The following is a 16,327-nucleotide window of genomic DNA, read 5'->3' as shown; positions in this document are numbered from 1 at the left end:
AGCTCGCCGATGTCCCTCCCCGTCCACCTGGTCGAGTCGCTGGCCGACGCGTCGCCCGGCTCGCTCGTCGAGGTCACGGGCGACGAGGCGCACCACGCGGTCGCCGTACGACGGCTGCGCGAGGGCGAGCAGGTCGTGCTGACCGACGGGCTCGGGACCTCCGTCACCGGGTCGGTCGCCTCGACCGGCAAGCGCGTCCTCGCCGTCTCGGTCGAGTCGGTGGCGCACGACGATCGCCCCGAGCCCGCGATCACCGTCGTCCAGGCGCTGCCGAAGGGCGACCGCGGCGAGCTCGCGGTCGAGGTGCTCACGGAGGTCGGTGTCGACCGCATCGTCCCGTGGGCCGCCTCCCGCTCGGTGGCGGTCTGGAAGGGCGAGCGCGCGGCGAAGTCGCACGCGAAGTGGCAGGCCACCGCCCGCGAGGCCGCCAAGCAGTCGCGTCGCTCGTGGCTGCCCGAGGTCACGCCGCTCGCGTCGACCGCTGATCTCGCCGTGATCGTCGGCGAGGCCGACCTCGCGGTCGTCCTCCACGAGGACGCCACCGACCCCCTCAGCGCTATCGACGTAGCCGCCTCCGGGCGCATCGTGGTCGTCGTCGGACCGGAGGGCGGGATCGCGCCCGAGGAGCTCGACGCCCTCGCCGCTGCGGGCGCGCGAAGCGTACGGCTGGGCGCCGAGGTCCTGCGCACCTCGACCGCCGGCGTCGTCGCGGTCGCCGCGCTGCTCTCGCGCACCGACCGCTGGCGCTAGTCGACGACGGTGATCCGGCGAGTGTCCGTGTCGACAGTTCCGTCAGCATCGGTCACGGTGACAACCACCTCGTAGTCACCCGGGGGGCGGCTGCCGAGCGACCACTTGACGCTGAAGGGTGCGAGCTGTGCGTCCGAGGGCTCGAGGTCGACGTCGAGCTGATAGAGCACGGCCGGGCCGTCCCACTGCCGGATGCTGAGCGACACCCGGTCGTCTGCGCTGGCGCCGACACCTCTCACCGTCAGGGGCTCGTCGTTGTCGACCACCTGACCCTCGACCGGGTCGGAGAGATTCACGTGGGACAGCACGTCCAGGTCGGGACTCGTCGAGAGCGGCTCTGAGGTTGGGACGCCGAGGATCTGGTCCGACGTCGCGCCGTTGAGCCGGAGCTCGACGGGCACGCGACCGTGTCCCCAGACGCCTTGTGCAGTCCGGACGACCTGCTCGATCGCCAGCCTCGCCTCCTCCTCGCTCATCCCGGGCGGTCGGTCGTGGAGGTCGCCCATGATGGTCACGGAGATCAGGTTCTCGGTCATCCCGTAGGCCTCGGAGACGGCGCCCGCGGGCCAGGGGGTCCGGTAGTCCGGGTCGAGGGAGGCGCCGCTCAGTGCCGCGTCGAGCGCGAAGGTCTCCGCGGACATCGGGCCGGTGCCGCGCTGGAGCTCGCGGAAGAGCCGGGGGCCGGTGGGCGTTTCGCCGACGAAGTAGATCGGGACGACGCGGCTCGTGTTCGGGTTCTCCGTCGCCGAGGTGGTCGCGGTCCCCGTCGACTCCTGCGCCGGCCCGGGAAGCGATTCACCGGGACCGCCGCCCGTCGACAGCGCCAGCGCCGTCACGACCGACGCGGCCACGAGCCCGGCGCCGCCGGCCGCCCACCACCCCCGATGCGTACGACGTCCGCCCTGCGCCGTGGCGGCGCGGATCGCGTCGAGCCGGTCGCCGGGCTCGACGGCGTCGGTGACCTCGTGGAGCAGGTCCTTGATCGTGGTCATGACGGGTCCTCCCACCAGTCGCCGAGGAGGTCGCGCAGCGCGGCGCGACCCCGGTGTCCGTATGCCTTGACGGCGCCGCGGGTGATGCCGAGCGCGTCGGCGACCTGCGACTCCGACCAGTCCAGGTAGTGCTGGAGCACGAGGACCTCGCGCTGCCGGTCCGACAGCTGTCGCAGCGCCTGCTGCACCGCGTCGCGGCGCGGGCCGCCGAGGCCGGGGCCGTCGACGACGCCCTCGTCGGGCGCGCTGTTGCGCGCGTGCCGCTCGACCACGACGCGGTGTCTCAGCACCGATCGCGAGCGGTTGACCACGGCCTGGCGCAGGTAGGCGAGGGCCTTGTCCGGGTCGCGGAGCCGCGACCACCGGCCGTGCATCGCGACGAACGCGTCCTGGACGACGTCCTCGGCCGACGCCCGGTCGTGCACCAGCAGGACCGAGAGCCGGACGAGCTGGCGCCAGTGGGCGGCGTACAGCTCCTCGACGGCCACGTCGGCATCGGCTCCGACGAGGCCGGTGATCGAGGGTGGGGACTCGGTCACGGGGCTACCTCGTCGTCTGGTCAGGGTGATCACGCAGTGGGACGCGCCAGGTCACGCCCCGGTTGACGGCTACCCGACAGTGATCGTCTTCGTGTCGATCGACGGACCGTCGCCCTCGGCGCCACCGGAGGGGTCGTCGGTCTCGCACTGGACGACGACCTCGCCCGAGATCCCTTCCAGCGGGAAGTCGACCTCGAACGGGAACAGCCGGTCCTCCATCCAGCCCTCCGCCTGGTAGGGCTGCACCACCATCTCCACGTCGTCGACCAGGAGCCGGCACGGGCCGGAGGCCTCGAACGAGTTCGCCACGCCGGTGACCGTAAGCGTGCCGGACGTGACGGTCGCACCCTCCTCGGGGGACGTGATGCTGACCAGGTTGAGGGTCTCGAGCGCGCTCGCCTGCTCGACCGGCACGGCCGTCGGCATCCCGAGCAGCGGTACGTCGTCCGCGGTGCGCATCACCTGGACCGGGACCCGCTCCTGCTGGACGCCCTGCAACGTGTAGACGAGCTGCTGCATCGCCAGCTCCGCGTCGCGCTTCGACATCCCGTCGGGCCGTTCGGTGAACCCGTCGCCCGCGACCTGGACCAGCAGCACCCCGTCGGTGGCGCCGACGTCGGCGACCTCGACCTGCGGCCAGAGCGTGCGGTAGTCCGGGTCGTCGGGCTGGCCGCCCCCCATGACCAAGCGTGCGGCCTCGGTCAGCGGGTTGCCCTCCACCCGGTGGAACTCGCGGAACAGCCGGCTCTCGCCGCCGGGTCCGTCGCCGACCCAGTAGATCGGGACGACGGTGCCCTCGTCGGTCGTGGGCGTCTCCGTCGGGGACTCGCTGGGCTCCTGCGCCTCCGGTTCCGCCGATCCCTCCGACACGGGTTCCTTGACGTCGCTCGAGGTCGGCGCGGGGTCGTCGTCGCCCGTGCCGCACCCGGCCGAGGCGAGCATGCAGACAGTGGCGAGGAGCGCTGCGGCGGGCGCGCGCACTCCTCGTCGTGAGGAGCGGCGGACGGGGAAGGTCATGGTGTTCACGGTAGTTGGACGAGCGGCCCGCTCGATCGGTTACACGCCGCGGCGCCAGACCCTAGGCTGGTCCGGTGATCACCGCACCCGACTGTGTCTTCTGCAAGATCGTCGCGGGCGAGCTCCCGGCCGAGGTGCTCGGCCGCAGCGACGCGGCGATCGCCTTCCGCGACCTCAACCCGCAGGCGCCGTTCCACGCGCTCGTCGTCCCGTTCGACCACCACGAGAACGCCGCCGCCAGCGCGGCCGCCGACCCGGCCAGCCTCGGCCACGTGGTGGCCCTGGCTGACGAGGTCGCCCAGGCGGCCGGCAACGCCGACTACCGGCTGGTCCTCAACACCGGAGCGGGCGCCGGTCAGACCGTGTTCCACACCCACGTCCACGTCCTCGCCGGGTCGACCGGCATGACCGAGGCGCTGGTCTGATGTCCCGCAGGCGCCGCGCGCTGGCCGCCGTCCTCGCCACCAGCCTCCTCACGCTGTCCGCGTGCGGCGGGGCAGGCGGCTCCGACGACGACACTGCCACGCAGCCGTCCGACGCCTCGCCGAGCGCGTCGGGCAGCCCGGAGGCCAGCCCCGACGACGAGCTCACCCAGGGCCACGACGGCCACCAGGTGACGCCGGCCAGGGCCCGTCCGCTGCGTCCGGGAGAGACGCGTACGACGATCGCGATGCCCGGCAGCTACACGCCGTCCGCGCCCTACGGCACCGGTACCGACGACTACCGGTGCTTCCTGCTCGACCCCGAGCTCGACAAGGACGCGTGGCTGACCGGCACCCAGGTGCTGCCGGGCAACCCCGACGTCGTGCACCACGTGATCCTGTTCCAGGTCACGCCCGAGCAGGTCGCCGCGGCGGAGGCCAAGGACGCGGCGGAGGACGGCGAGGGCTGGACCTGCTTCGGCGGCACGGGGCTCGACCGCTTCCAGGACGTCAACCGGTCCTCGTGGATCGGCGCGTGGGCGCCGGGCGGCAAGGAGTCGGTGACCAAGCCCGGCTTCGGCATCCGCCTGGCCAAGGGCAGCCGGATCGTGATGCAGGTGCACTACAACCTGCTGGCCGGGCAGGAGCCCGACACCTCGGCGGCCCAGCTGCGCCTCGCGCCCGGGAGCCGGAAGTACCAGGCCCTCAGCACGATGCTCCTCCCGGCGCCGGTCGAGCTGCCGTGCCGACCAGACCACGCCGACGGCGAGCTGTGCGACCGGGACGCGGCCCTGGCCGACGTCAAGGAGCGGTTCGGAGCGGAGGGCAACACCGCAGACCTCCTCTACTTCCTGTGCGGCGGCAAGCCGAAGCCCGGCCGGACCCAGTCGTGCCTGCGCACGATGTCGGAGCCGGTCACGATCCACGGCGTCGCCGGCCACATGCACCTGCTGGGCCGCTCCATCAAGATCGAGGTCCGGCCGGGCACCCCGCAGGCGCAGACGATCCTCGACATCCCCGTCTGGGACTTCGACGACCAGGGCAGCCGCCCGATCGAGCCGATCACCCTGCAGCCGTTCGAGCAGGTCAAGGTGACGTGCACCCACGTCCAGTGGCTGCGCGACAAGCTGCCGGCGTTCGAGGGCCAGCCCGACCGCTACGTCGTGTGGGGCGAGGGCACCACCGACGAGATGTGCCTGGGCATGCTGCAGGTCACCCGTCCCTGATCGTCCACCATGGGATGTAGGCGAACGTGCACCTCCCTGCGTCAACTGACATGGGGAAGTGCCCATTGGTCGACATCCCATGGTGAGGGAGGGTCCACCCTTACTCAGGTGTGCCCGACGCCGCCCGCTCGGTAGCATGGAAGGGCTCTGCCACCGACCCGGAAGGTCGCCCGTCACGGGCATCCATGACTGACAGCACCCGCAGCACGCGCTCCAGCAGCCAGCAGGACACGCCGACGCACACCGTCGTCGTCCCCAACAGCATCGACATGGTCTCCGTCCTGGGTCCGGGCGACGAGCACCTCCGGCTGATCGAGCGCGCCTTCGAGGCGACCATCCACGTCCGCGGCAACCGGATCACGCTCGCCGGCGACTCCGCCGAGGTGGCGATGGCCGAGCGGCTGCTCGACGAGGTCGTCACGCTCGTCCGCACCGGTCAGGGCGTCACGGGCGAGACGGTCGAGCGGATCATCCAGATGCTCCGCACGGAGACGCAGGAGCGGCCGGCCGACGTGCTGAGCCTCAACATCCTGTCCAACCGCGGCCGGACGATCCGCCCGAAGACGCTCAACCAGAAGCGTTACGTCGAGTCGATCGACACCAGCACCATCACCTTCGGCATCGGCCCGGCCGGCACTGGCAAGACCTACCTCGCGATGGCGAAGGCCGTGCAGGCGCTGCAGGCCAAGGAGGTCAACCGGATCATCCTGAGCCGTCCGGCCGTCGAGGCGGGGGAGCGGCTCGGCTTCCTGCCCGGCACGCTCAGCGAGAAGATCGACCCCTACCTGCGTCCGCTCTACGACGCGCTGCACGACATGGTGGACCCGGAGACGATCCCCAAGCTGCTCGCCGCCGGGACGATCGAGGTGGCGCCGCTGGCGTTCCTGCGCGGCCGGTCGCTCAACGACTCCTTCATCATCCTCGACGAGGCGCAGAACACGACGCCCGAGCAGATGAAGATGTTCCTCACCCGCCTGGGCTTCGGCTCGCGCATCGTCGTCACCGGCGACACCAGCCAGGTCGACCTGCCGTCGGGCACGAAGTCCGGTCTCCGGGTGGTCGAGGGCATCCTCGAGGGCGTCGAGGACATCACGTTCTGCCGCCTCACCGGCACCGACGTCGTACGCCACCGCCTCGTCGGTCGCATCGTCGAGGCCTACGACCAGTTCGACGCCGAGGCCGAGAGCCAGCGTCCGCGCAGCGGACCGTCCGGGGCGGCACAGGCCGAACGGCGTCCGCGATGAGCATCGAGGTCCTCAACGAGTCGGGCCTCGAGTTCGACGTACGCCGGCTGTCGCGCCTCGCCCGCTTCGTGATGGACGAGATGCGCGTCCACCCGCAGGCCGAGCTGTGCATCAAGGCGGTCGACGAGGACACCATCGCCGAGCTCAACGAGCAGTGGATGGAGAAGGAGGGTCCCACCGACGTGCTGGCCTTCCCGATGGACGAGCTGCGCCCCGGCCGCGTCAACGAGGACCCCGAGGAGGGCGTCCTCGGCGACCTCGTGCTCGCGCCGTCCGTCGCCGAGCGGCAGGGCGAGGAGGCCGGCCACGGCCGCGAGGCCGAGATCGACCTGCTCACCGTCCACGGCATCCTGCACCTGCTCGGCTACGACCACGCCGAGCCGGAGGAGCACGCCGTGATGTTCGGGCTGCAGGGTGAGCTGCTCGACAAGTGGCGCGCACGCCCCGAATGAGGTGACCGACGTGACCGCCGACGTCTGGCAGCTCGGCTCCGCGGCGCTGCTGGTCGTCCTCGCCGGCCTGTTCTCCGCCGCCGACGCCGCCCTCAACGGCTTCTCCCGCGCCCGCGCGGAGGAGCTGCGGGCCGACGGCCTCGCCGGCTCGAAGCGCCTCGTCCGGATCCTCGACGACCCGCCGCGCTATCTCAACACCGCGCTGCTGATGCGCCTGCTGTGCGAGATCAGCGCCATCGTGCTCGTCGGCACGTGGTCGCGCGACGCCTACCAGGACGCGATCGTGCCGAGCGTGCTGACCACGGTCGGCGTGATGCTCGTCGTCTCGTTCGTCGTGATCGGCGTCGCGCCACGCACGCTCGGACGCCAGCACGACGCGCGGGTCGCGCTGCTGTCCGCCGGCCCCATCTCGCTGGTCACCACGATCCTCGGCCCGATCCCGGCGCTGCTCATCCTGCTCGGCAACGCGATCACGCCCGGCCGCGGCTTCAGCGAAGGCCCGTTCTCCACCGAGACCGAGCTGCGCGAGCTGGTCGACCTCGCCGAGGCCTCCGCGGTCATCGAGTCCGGCGAGCGCCGGATGATCCACTCGGTCTTCGAGCTCGGCGACACCACGACGCGCGAGGTCATGGTGCCGCGGCCCGACGTGGTCTACATAGAGCGCCACAAGAACATCCGCCAGACGCTCTCGCTCTTCCTGCGCAGCGGCTACTCACGGATCCCCGTCGTCGACGAGAACCTCGACGACATCGTCGGCATGGCCTACCTCAAGGACCTGGTTCGGCGCGACTTCGAGGCGCCCGACGTCGAGTTCACCCAGCGGGTCGACGAGGTGATGCGCCCGGTCCACTACGTGCCGGAGTCCAAGCCCGTCGACGCGCTGCTCACCGAGCTCCAGGCCCGCCACCAGCACATCGCCGTGGTCGTCGACGAGTACGGCGGCACGGCCGGGCTGATCACGATCGAGGACGTGCTGGAGGAGATCGTCGGCGAGATCACCGACGAGTACGACACCGAGGAGGTCGAGGTCGAGCACCTCGAGGGCGGCGCCATCCGGGTGTCCTCGCGCTACCCGGTCGACGACCTCGACGAGCTGGTCGGCTTCGACGTCGAGGACGAGGACGTCGACAGCGTCGGCGGCCTGATGGCCAAGCACCTCGGCAAGGTCCCGATCCCCGGGTCGGTCGTGGAGTGCCACGGCCTGCGGCTCGAGGCCGAGCGCGCCACCGGACGCCGCAACAAGATCGAGACCGTCCTGGTCTCGGTGCTGCCGGCGGAGGGCGAGGACGCCGAGGACGACGACGCCCCCGCCCCCCACGTCACCTCCGGCGGCCGCTGACCACGACGTACTCCCACCGCATCCGCCCCGACCCCTCGTCGGCGCCGGCGGCGAGCGCGTCGAGGGCCGCGTCGAGCTCGGCTGTCCGCTCCGGCTGGTCGGCCAGGCCCCGGTAGGCCATCAGCGTCGGGCCGTAGTTGTCGCGGAAGTAGGTCCGGAAGTCGGTCGGCCCGCTGAACAGCTCGACGTCGACGTGCGCGCGCTCGAACGCCAGGGCCTCCACCCGGTCGCCGAACAGCTCCTGCACGTGCGCCTCGTCGCCCCACAGCGGAGGCGGCTGCACCCCCGCGGGTGGCGGCGGTACGAAGTCGCGCATCGTCGCGAACAGGCGGCCGATGAAGCCTTCGGGCGTCCAGCTCAGCAGCCCGAGGCGGCCGCCGGGGCGCAGGACCCGCACGACCTCGTCGGCCGCCTGCTGGTGGTGGGGCGCGAACATCACGCCGACCGTGCTCATCACGACGTCGTACGACGCGTCGGGCCACGGCAGTGCCTCTGCGTCGGCGACCTGCCAGTCGATCTCGACGTCGGGGTGCTCGGCCCGCCCGATCTCCAGGAGCTCAGGAGTGAGGTCGGAAGCGACGACGGAGGCGCCCGCGAGGGCCGCCGGGACCGCCGCGTTGCCGGTGCCGGCCGCGATGTCGAGGACCCGCTCGCCCTGGGTGATCCGGAGCTGGTCGACGAGGCGTTCGCCGAGCACCGGGATGACCTCGCGGGCGATCCGGTCGTAGTTTCCGGACGCCCACATGGCCCGGTGGCGGTCCTTGAGGGCGGCGTCCCCCGTGGTGTCCGGGGTGGTGTGCGGGCTCGCGCCGGTGTTCGGTGGTGGTGTGGTCTGGGTGCTCATGGTGGTGCTCCTCCCCGACGGTTCGTGTGGGAGCGACGCTAGGAGCGGGCGGACCAGACCGACGAGTGCAGGATCTGTACCACCCCGGGTGCGCGGCGTAGCGTGCGCGGCATGGGCGCGAGCTATCGCCAGTTCTGCCCCGTCAGCAAGGCCATGGAGCTGCTCGACGAGCGCTGGACGCTGCTCGTCGTCCGCGAGCTGATCCTCGGCAGCCAGCACTTCAACCAGCTGCGTCGCGGGCTCCCGCGGATGTCGCCGACGCTGCTGTCGCGTCGGCTGCAGCAGCTGACCCGCGCCGGGATCGTGCGGCGTGAGGAGGACGGGGGAGAGGTGCGCTACGTGCTCACCGAGGCGGGGCTGGAGCTGCGGCCGGTGGTCGAGGCGCTCGGCGTCTGGGGCACCCGCTGGATCCCCGACCTGGCCGACCCCGACCTCGACCCCAAGCTGCTGCTGTGGGACATGCACCGCAACGTCGACCACGACGCGCTCCCACCGCAGCGCACCGTCGTCGCGTTCGAGTTCGACGACGTCGCTCCCGGCATCGCGCGGTGGTGGATGGTGCTGTCGCCCGGCGACGTCGACGTGTGCGACGACGACCCCGGGGACGAGCCGGTCGCCCGGCTCGAGACCTCGCTGCGCACGCTCACCGAGGTCTGGCGCGGTGACCGCACGTGGGCGCGCGCGGTCTCGGATCGGTCGATGCGGGTGCACGCCACCACTGACGTCGCGAGCGCCCTGCCGGGCTGGTTCCTGCTGTCCCCCTTCGCGACGGTCCCGCGACCGACGTCCGCGTCCGGGTCGCACGCACGGGTGCCGGAGGCCGCTCACTAGGCTGCGCGGCATGAGTGAGTCCGCCACGCCCGGTGAGCTGAGCCCCGAGGACGCCAAGCTGGTCACGCTGGCGCGTGCCACGCGCGCCCGCGCCCGTGCCAGCGAGGGCGCCGCCGTGCGCGACCTCGACGGGCGGACGTACGCCGCTGCGAGCGTGCGCCTCGACCACCTGAGCCTCTCGGCCCTCGAGGTGTGTGTCGCGATGGCGCTCTCGTCGGGCTCCGCCGGGCTCGAGGCCGCACTGGTGCTCACCGACGGCGACCTGCCCGACCTGGCGGCCCTGACCGACTTCGCCGGCGACGGGGTGCCGGTGATGGTGGGGGACCCGCAGGGTCGGCTGCACTCGACGCGGTCGACCGGGCTCGTATAGCACACGATTGGTTGTGGACCGCAACCATCTGTGACCTACGAGATAGTCGCTCGCCAAGTGTCAGAACTGGTCGCTAGCGTGCAGGGGTGCGAACGCCGATCGGCTGGGAGGAGCACGCTGCTGGTGTGGCGCGGCTCGAGGAGTCCTACGCGGCCCTGCCGCCCGACGCGCCGGTCCGGCTCGCGAAGCGGACCAGCAACCTGTTCCGCGGCCGGGCGGCGCTGACGGCCGGTCTCGACGTCTCGGGCCTCGACGGCGTGATCGAGGTCGACGGCGACGTCGCCGAGGTGCAGGGGATGTGCACCTACGAGCACCTGGTCGAGGTCACCCTCGCCCACGGCCGCATCCCGCTGGTCGTGCCGCAGCTGCGCACGATCACCCTCGGCGGCGCCGTGACCGGTCTCGGCATCGAGTCGACCAGCTTCCGCAGCGGCCTCCCGCACGAGTCCGTGCTGGAGATGGACGTGCTGACCGGGAGCGGGGAGATCGTCACGTGCAAGCCCGGCGACGAGCTGTTCGACGCCTTCCCCAACTCCTACGGCTCGCTCGGCTACGCCACCCGGCTGCGGATCGAGCTCGAGCCCGTGCCCTCCTTCGTCGCCCTCCGCCACGTCCGGTTCCACGACGCCGACGCCCTGGCCGAAGCGGTGACGACGATCGTCGGCACGCGCGAGTGGGAGGGGGAGCGGGTCGACGGCCTCGACGGCGTGGCGTTCGGCCCCGGCGAGCTCTACCTGACGCTCGCGCGCTGGACCGACGAGCCCGGCCCGACCAGCGACTACGCCGGGCAGCAGGTCTTCTACCGCTCGATCCAGCAGCGCCCGACCGACCGACTGACGATGCTCGACTACCTCTGGCGCTGGGACACCGACTGGTTCTGGTGCTCCCGGGCGTTCGGGGCCCAGCACCCGCTCGTACGCCGGGTGTGGCCGCGGCGGCTGCGCCGCTCCGACGTCTACTGGAAGCTCGTCGCCCTCGACCGCCGCTTCGGCATCGGTGACCGACTCGACCGCCGGGCGGGCCGGCCGCAGGGTGAGCGGGTCGTGCAGGACGTCGAGGTGCCGGTCGACCGGCTCGCCGAGTTCCTGGCGTGGTTCGACCGCGAGATCGGGATGCGGCCGGTCTGGCTGTGCCCGCTGCGGCTGCGCGACCGCGAGTGGCCGGGCTACCCGCTAACCCGGGACACGACCTACGTCAACGTCGGCTTCTGGGGCGTCGTCAACGTGGGCCCGGACGCCCCCCGGTCACCGCGCAACCGCGCGATCGAGGCGACCGTGTCGGACCTCGGCGGGCACAAGAGCCTCTACTCCGAGGCGTTCTACCCCCCGCAGGAGTTCGACCGCCTCTACGGCGGTGCCGAGCTGGCCCGGGTCAAGGCGGTCCACGACCCCGACGACCGGCTCACCTCCCTCTACGACAAGGTGGTTCGCGAACGATGAGCTTCAAGATCGACTCCGGGTCCGCGCCGGTGCCCTCCGGGCGGCTGTCCATCGGCGAGGCCATCGGGAGCCTCTTCCAAGGCGGCCTGCCGCTGCGCTTCACCGCGTACGACGGCAGCAGCGCGGGTCCGTCCGACGCCGAGCTCGGCATGCACCTGCGCACCGAGCGCGGGCTGTCCTACCTGATGACGGCGCCCGGCGACCTCGGCCTGGCCCGCGCCTACACCAGTGGCGACCTCGACCTCGTCGGCGTACATCCCGGCGACCCCTACGACGCCTTGGTCCTGCTCAAGGAGCACACCCACTTCCGGGTGCCGACCCCCGCCGAGGCGGTCGCGATCGTGCGCAGCCTCGGCCTGTCCCACCTGCGTCCCCCGGCACCGCCGCCGCAGGAGCACCTGCCGCGCTGGCGGCGCGCCGTCGAGGGGCTGCGGCACTCCATGACCCGTGACGCAGAGGTCATCTCCCACCACTACGACGTGTCCAACCGCTTCTACGAGATGGTCCTCGGCCCCTCGATGGCCTACACCTGCGCCCTCTACGACCCGCCGACGGCGACGCTCGAGGATGCGCAGTTCGCGAAGTTCGACCTCGTCGCCCGCAAGCTCGCGCTGCAGCCCGGCCAGCGGCTCCTCGACGTCGGGTGCGGGTGGGGCACGATGGTGCGCCACGCCGCCCGCGAGTACGGCGTCCGCGCCCTCGGCGTCACGCTCTCCGCCGAGCAGGCCCAGTGGGCGCAGGAGGCGATCGAGCGCGAGGGGCTGTCCCACCTCGCCGAGGTCCGCCACCTCGACTACCGCGACGTGACGGAGACGGGGTTCGACGCGGTGAGCTCCATCGGCCTGCTGGAGCACATCGGGGTGAAGAACTACCCCGCCTACTTCGGGCACCTGCACGACCGGCTCGCGCCGGGCGGCCGGCTGCTGAACCACTGCATCACCCGCCCGCACAACAAGCGGCAGCAGACCGGGGCGTTCATCGATCGTTACGTGTTCCCCGACGGCGAGCTGATCGGCTCCGGCACGATCATCTCGGCCGCGCAGGACCAGGGCCTCGAGGTGCACCACTCCGAGAACCTCCGCCCCCACTACGCCGCCACGCTCCGTGACTGGAACCGCAACCTCGTCGACAACTGGGACGAGTGCGTGGCCGAGGTCGGCGAGGGCACGGCCCGTGTGTGGGGCCTCTACCTCGCCGGCTCGCGCGTCGGCTTCGAGCGCGACGAGGTCGAGCTGCACCAGGTGCTGATGACGCGCAACCACGACGACGGCCGCTCCGGCTTCCCGATGCGACCCGACTGGTGAGCCGTCGATAACGTGACCACGTGAGCACCCGTGCAGCCCAGTTCCAGGCGACCGTACGACGCCGCGAACCGCTGACGGACCACCTCGTCCGGCTCGTCCTCGACGACGTCGACGGGTTCACCAGCACGGGCGTGCCCGACGAGTGGGTCGGCCTGGTGGTGCCCGGGCAGTTCCAGAGCCGCTACTACACCGTGCGCTCCTGGGACGGCCGCGAGCTGGTCCTCGACATCGTGGTCCACGACGTCGGGCTGGTGACCGAGTGGGCGATGCGGGACTGTGTCGGCGACGCGGTCACGATCACCGAGCCCAAGGCGTCGTTCGATCCGCCGGCCGACGCAGCCTGGCTGCTGCTCGTGGGCGACCTGACGGCGATGCCGGCCATGGCGCGGATCCTCGAGACGCACCCCGACCTGCCGGCGCACGTCCTGGCCGAGGTGCCCGACAACCTCACGGGGTATCTCCCCGGTCACGCCGACGTCACCTGGCTCCGGCCTCCTGCACCGGGCCAGAGTGCTCTCGCCCAGGAGGTCGAGGCCATCGAGTGGCCCGCAGGGGAGGGGTACTTCTGGATGGCGGGGGAGTCCGCGCAGATGCGGGCGATCCGCAAGCACCTGATGCGCGAGGTCGGCCTCGCGTCCAGCCACTACGACGTGATGGGCTACTGGCGCGCCACCCTCGCCCGCCAGCCCCGCGCGGTCGACCCCGGCCCCATCTGGCGCGCGGGCAAGACGGCAGGGAAGAGTGACGAGCAGATCTGGGCGGACTACGACGCGGCGCGGGAGGCGAGCGATGACTGACCACAGTCACGACGAGGACGAGCACGAGGACGAGCTGGAGGACGAGGACGACGAGCTCGACGACGACTTCGACCTCTCCGGGGTCGCGCCGGCCGCCGCGTTCTACCAGGCGCCCGAGGGCTACCGCAGCGGCTTCGCGTCGTTCGTCGGTCGGCCCAACGCCGGCAAGTCGACGCTGACCAATGCGCTCGTCGGCCAGAAGATCGTCATCACGTCCTCCAAGCCGCAGACCACCCGCAACGTCGTGCGCGGCATCGTGCACCGCGACGACGCGCAGCTGATCCTCGTCGACACCCCCGGCCTCCACCGCCCCCGCACGCTGCTCGGCGAGCGGCTCAACGACCTCGTCCGTACGACGTGGGCCGAGGTCGACGTGGTGGCGGTCTGCTTCCCGGCCAACGAGAAGATCGGTCCGGGCGACCGGTTCCTGGTCACCGAGCTCGCCAAGGTACGACGAACGACCCGCATCGCGGTCGCCACCAAGACCGACCTCGTGACGCCCGAGCAGCTCGGCCAGCACCTGCTCGACATCGCCGCGCTCGGCGTCGAGACGTCGACCGAGTGGGCCGAGATAGTCCCCGTCTCGGCGGTCGCGGGCGACCAGGTCGACCTGCTCTCCGACTTGCTCGTGGGCCTCCTGCCCGAGGGGCCGCCGCTCTACCCGGACGGCGACCTCACCGACGCCCCCGAGGAGGCGCTGGCCGCCGACCTGATCCGCGAGGCCGCGCTCGAGGGCGTCCGGGACGAGCTGCCGCACTCGATCGCCGTGGTCGTGGAGGAGATGGGCCTGCGCGAGGGTCGGCCCGACGACAAGCCGCTGCTCGACATCGTGGCCAACCTCTACGTCGAGCGCGACTCGCAGAAGGGCATCATGATCGGCCACAAGGGTGCCCGCCTGCGCTCGGTCGGCACCGCCGCGCGCAAGCAGATCGAGGCGCTGCTCGGCACCCCGGTCTACCTCGACCTCCAGGTCAAGATCGCCAAGGACTGGCAGCGCGACCCGCGCCAGCTGCGCAAGCTCGGGTTCTAGGAGCGGTCCAGCAGCGCACGCACGTGCGGTGGCACTGGACGGTCCGGGGCGAGGTCGGGGGCGTCCACCGGGTCGTCGTACGACACCCGCATCGGGACGACGCCCGCCCAAACCGGCTCGTCGAGGTCCTCGTCCGGGTCGTCGGGGAAGCCGTCGCTCACCTTGACCGACCACTCCTCGAGCGCGACCCGCAGCACCGAGGTGGCGGCCAGCTCCTTCGCTCTCGGCGCCCGCAGCTCGGCCCAGCGGCCGGGCAGCAGGTGCTCGGTCAGCACCTCGAGGGCATGGAGCTTCTCGTCGTCGGGGACGAGCACGGCCGTCCCGAGGATGGTCGCGCTGCGGTAGCGCATGCTCGACTCGAAGGCGGAGCGTGCGTAGACGAGGCCGTCGAGGTGGGTGACGCTCACGCAGACCGGTGCGCCCGCGGCGAGCGTGCGCATCAGTCGGCTGCCGGTCGAGCCGTGCAGGAGGAGGTCGTCGCCCTCGCGCGCGCAGGCCATCGGCAGGACGAAGGGCTGCCCGTCGACCTGGAAGCCGACCGCGGCCTGCAGGGCGCCGTCGAGGATGGCGTGCAGCACGGCGACGTCGCGCACCTGCTTCTCCGGCAGCCGCCGTACGTCGGTGCGCTCGCGAGTGGTCATGAGCAGATCATGCCGGTGCCGCGTTCCCCGTTCTGCTCCGCGGCGCCGCCCGGCGACGTAGATTTCTCCAGGTCGTACCAAGCCCGAGCTCCACGAGGAACCGTCGTGCCCCACCCCCGCCCCGGCCGGCTCCTGGTCGTCTCCTCCCTCGCGCTCTCGGTCGTCCTGACCGCGCTCGCCTCGCCCGCGCTCGCTGCCCGCCCGGCCGGCGGGGGAGGCACGCCCGCGCCCGTCCCGACGCGCGTCGTCGGCGTGGCGGTCGCCGGTGCTCCGACCGACCTGTCGGAGGTGACCTCGCTCGAGAGCCGCACCGGTGCCGACGTCGACCAGGTCGCGTTCTACCGCGCGTGGTCGCTGGGCGGTGACTTCCCGGCGACGGACGCGAGCCGCATCACGGCGGCGGGCGCGATCCCGGTGATGACCTGGGAGCCGTGGGACCCCGCCGGCGGGCTCGTCCAGCCGGCGTACACCCTCGACAGCATCGTCGCGGGCAAGCACGACGCGTACGTCAAGCGGTGGGCCTCGCAGATCAAGACGTGGGGCAAGCCGATCGTGATCCGCTTCGCGCACGAGATGAACGGCAGCTGGTACCCGTGGGCCGAGGGGGTCAACGGCAACGGCGCCGGCGACCACGCAGCCGCGTGGCGCCACGTGGTGACGCTGTTCCAGCGCGCCAAGGCGACCAACGTCACCTGGAGCTGGTCGGCCAACGTCCCCTTCGACGGCTCGACGCCGCTCGCGTCGCTCTACCCCGGCGATGCGTACGTCGACCGCGTCGGCCTGGACGGCTACAACTGGGGGACGACCCAGTCGTGGTCGTCGTGGCAGTCCTTCGGGGACGTCTTCGGCCCCGGGGTGGCGCAGCTGCGCTCGATCACGACCCGACCGGTGCACGTCGACGAGACGGCCGCACCCGAGGCCGCCGGCGGCGACAAGGCCGCGTGGACCACCGACATGTGGGCCTGGCTCGACGCCCACCCGGAGGTCCGCGGCGTCACCTGGTTCTCGCTGCTCAAGGAGGCCGACTGGCGCATCGACAGCTCGGATGCCTCCCTCGCCGCCTGGGGTGCCGGAGCCCGCGTCTTCTGAC

The 16,327-nt window shown here is 72.0% G+C and carries 18 protein-coding genes; 13 read left to right on the top strand and 5 right to left on the bottom strand.

Translation table 11 applies throughout. From position 1 onward, the window contains the following. Positions 1–9 precede the first annotated feature (9 nt). On the top strand, positions 10–750 hold the full coding sequence (locus tag L2K70_RS18540; RefSeq protein ID WP_236404768.1) for a 16S rRNA (uracil(1498)-N(3))-methyltransferase: 741 nt from the start codon (positions 10–12) through the stop codon (positions 748–750). Here the strand turns inward: L2K70_RS18540 and L2K70_RS18535 are convergent. The 3 genes from L2K70_RS18535 to L2K70_RS18525 all read right to left on the bottom strand — a co-directional run bounded on the left by L2K70_RS18535 (position 747) and on the right by L2K70_RS18525 (position 3,298). Next, positions 747–1,742 carry a GerMN domain-containing protein gene (locus L2K70_RS18535; RefSeq protein ID WP_236404767.1) on the bottom strand — a complete coding sequence of 332 codons (996 nt, stop codon included), beginning with the start codon at positions 1,740–1,742 and terminating at the stop codon, positions 747–749. The two genes, L2K70_RS18540 and L2K70_RS18535, sit on opposite strands and share 4 nt — an antisense overlap. Further along, a complete protein-coding gene (locus L2K70_RS18530; RefSeq protein ID WP_236404766.1) occupies positions 1,739–2,281 on the bottom strand; it encodes a SigE family RNA polymerase sigma factor in 543 nt (180 codons plus the stop codon). The genes L2K70_RS18535 and L2K70_RS18530 overlap by 4 nt, the downstream gene beginning before the upstream one ends. Before the next feature lie 69 nt (positions 2,282–2,350). After that, positions 2,351–3,298, bottom strand: coding sequence for a Gmad2 immunoglobulin-like domain-containing protein (locus tag L2K70_RS18525; RefSeq protein ID WP_236404765.1), 948 nt, complete (start codon positions 3,296–3,298; stop codon positions 2,351–2,353). A 74-nt stretch (positions 3,299–3,372) separates the two neighbouring features. Between L2K70_RS18525 and L2K70_RS18520 the strand changes: the two genes are divergently transcribed. From L2K70_RS18520 to L2K70_RS18500, 5 genes are all read left to right on the top strand, one after another. Continuing rightward, positions 3,373–3,723, top strand: coding sequence for an HIT domain-containing protein (locus L2K70_RS18520; protein ID WP_236404764.1), 351 nt, complete (start codon positions 3,373–3,375; stop codon positions 3,721–3,723). After that, positions 3,723–4,946, top strand: a complete 1,224-nt coding sequence (locus tag L2K70_RS18515; RefSeq protein ID WP_236404763.1) for a hypothetical protein — start codon at positions 3,723–3,725, stop codon at positions 4,944–4,946. Before L2K70_RS18520 ends, L2K70_RS18515 begins: the two co-directional genes overlap by 1 nt. Positions 4,947–5,131: 185 nt before the next feature. After that, positions 5,132–6,190 (top strand): PhoH family protein, encoded by a 1,059-nt coding sequence (locus tag L2K70_RS18510; RefSeq protein WP_236404762.1) that lies wholly within the window; start codon positions 5,132–5,134, stop codon positions 6,188–6,190. Beyond that, positions 6,187–6,642 (top strand): rRNA maturation RNase YbeY, encoded by a 456-nt coding sequence (ybeY, locus tag L2K70_RS18505; protein ID WP_236404760.1) that lies wholly within the window; start codon positions 6,187–6,189, stop codon positions 6,640–6,642. Before L2K70_RS18510 ends, ybeY begins: the two co-directional genes overlap by 4 nt. A gap of 10 nt (positions 6,643–6,652) precedes the next feature. Further along, entirely contained in the window at positions 6,653–7,981 is a 1,329-nt protein-coding gene (locus tag L2K70_RS18500) for a hemolysin family protein (protein ID WP_236404758.1), read from the top strand. Here L2K70_RS18500 and L2K70_RS18495 read toward each other — a convergent pair. Beyond that, entirely contained in the window at positions 7,962–8,825 is an 864-nt protein-coding gene (locus L2K70_RS18495) for a class I SAM-dependent methyltransferase (protein WP_236404756.1), read from the bottom strand. The genes L2K70_RS18500 and L2K70_RS18495 overlap by 20 nt on opposite strands. Positions 8,826–8,936: 111 nt before the next feature. Here L2K70_RS18495 and L2K70_RS18490 point away from each other — a divergent pair, with 111 nt between their 5' ends. The 6 genes from L2K70_RS18490 to era all read left to right on the top strand — a co-directional run bounded on the left by L2K70_RS18490 (position 8,937) and on the right by era (position 14,596). Beyond that, positions 8,937–9,656 (top strand): winged helix-turn-helix transcriptional regulator, encoded by a 720-nt coding sequence (locus L2K70_RS18490; protein ID WP_236404755.1) that lies wholly within the window; start codon positions 8,937–8,939, stop codon positions 9,654–9,656. Positions 9,657–9,666: 10 nt separating this feature from the next. Further along, entirely contained in the window at positions 9,667–10,026 is a 360-nt protein-coding gene (locus L2K70_RS18485; protein ID WP_236404753.1) for a cytidine deaminase-like protein, read from the top strand. 86 nt (positions 10,027–10,112) lie between these two features. Further along, positions 10,113–11,465, top strand: a complete 1,353-nt coding sequence (locus L2K70_RS18480) for an FAD-binding oxidoreductase (protein ID WP_236404752.1) — start codon at positions 10,113–10,115, stop codon at positions 11,463–11,465. After that, on the top strand, positions 11,462–12,769 hold the full coding sequence (locus tag L2K70_RS18475; RefSeq protein ID WP_236404751.1) for an SAM-dependent methyltransferase: 1,308 nt from the start codon (positions 11,462–11,464) through the stop codon (positions 12,767–12,769). The genes L2K70_RS18480 and L2K70_RS18475 overlap by 4 nt, the downstream gene beginning before the upstream one ends. A gap of 20 nt (positions 12,770–12,789) precedes the next feature. After that, complete coding sequence (locus L2K70_RS18470) at positions 12,790–13,566, top strand: siderophore-interacting protein (RefSeq protein WP_236404750.1); 777 nt, start codon at positions 12,790–12,792, stop codon at positions 13,564–13,566. Further along, positions 13,559–14,596 carry a GTPase Era gene (gene era / locus L2K70_RS18465; protein ID WP_236404749.1) on the top strand — a complete coding sequence of 346 codons (1,038 nt, stop codon included), beginning with the start codon at positions 13,559–13,561 and terminating at the stop codon, positions 14,594–14,596. The genes L2K70_RS18470 and era overlap by 8 nt, the downstream gene beginning before the upstream one ends. On the opposite strand, the gene L2K70_RS18460 is transcribed toward era, so the two are convergent. Further along, positions 14,593–15,237 (bottom strand): pyridoxamine 5'-phosphate oxidase family protein, encoded by a 645-nt coding sequence (locus L2K70_RS18460; protein WP_236404748.1) that lies wholly within the window; start codon positions 15,235–15,237, stop codon positions 14,593–14,595. The two genes, era and L2K70_RS18460, sit on opposite strands and share 4 nt — an antisense overlap. Before the next feature lie 105 nt (positions 15,238–15,342). Between L2K70_RS18460 and L2K70_RS18455 the strand changes: the two genes are divergently transcribed. After that, complete coding sequence (locus L2K70_RS18455; protein ID WP_236404747.1) at positions 15,343–16,326, top strand: glycoside hydrolase family 26 protein; 984 nt, start codon at positions 15,343–15,345, stop codon at positions 16,324–16,326. Position 16,327: the final 1 nt, after the last annotated feature.

Source organism: Nocardioides potassii (assembly GCF_021648885.1).
Taxonomy (GTDB): domain Bacteria; phylum Actinomycetota; class Actinomycetes; order Propionibacteriales; family Nocardioidaceae; genus Nocardioides; species Nocardioides potassii.
The sequence above is the reverse complement of the archived record's forward strand: the minus strand, read 5'-3'. Positions and strand labels throughout refer to the sequence as shown.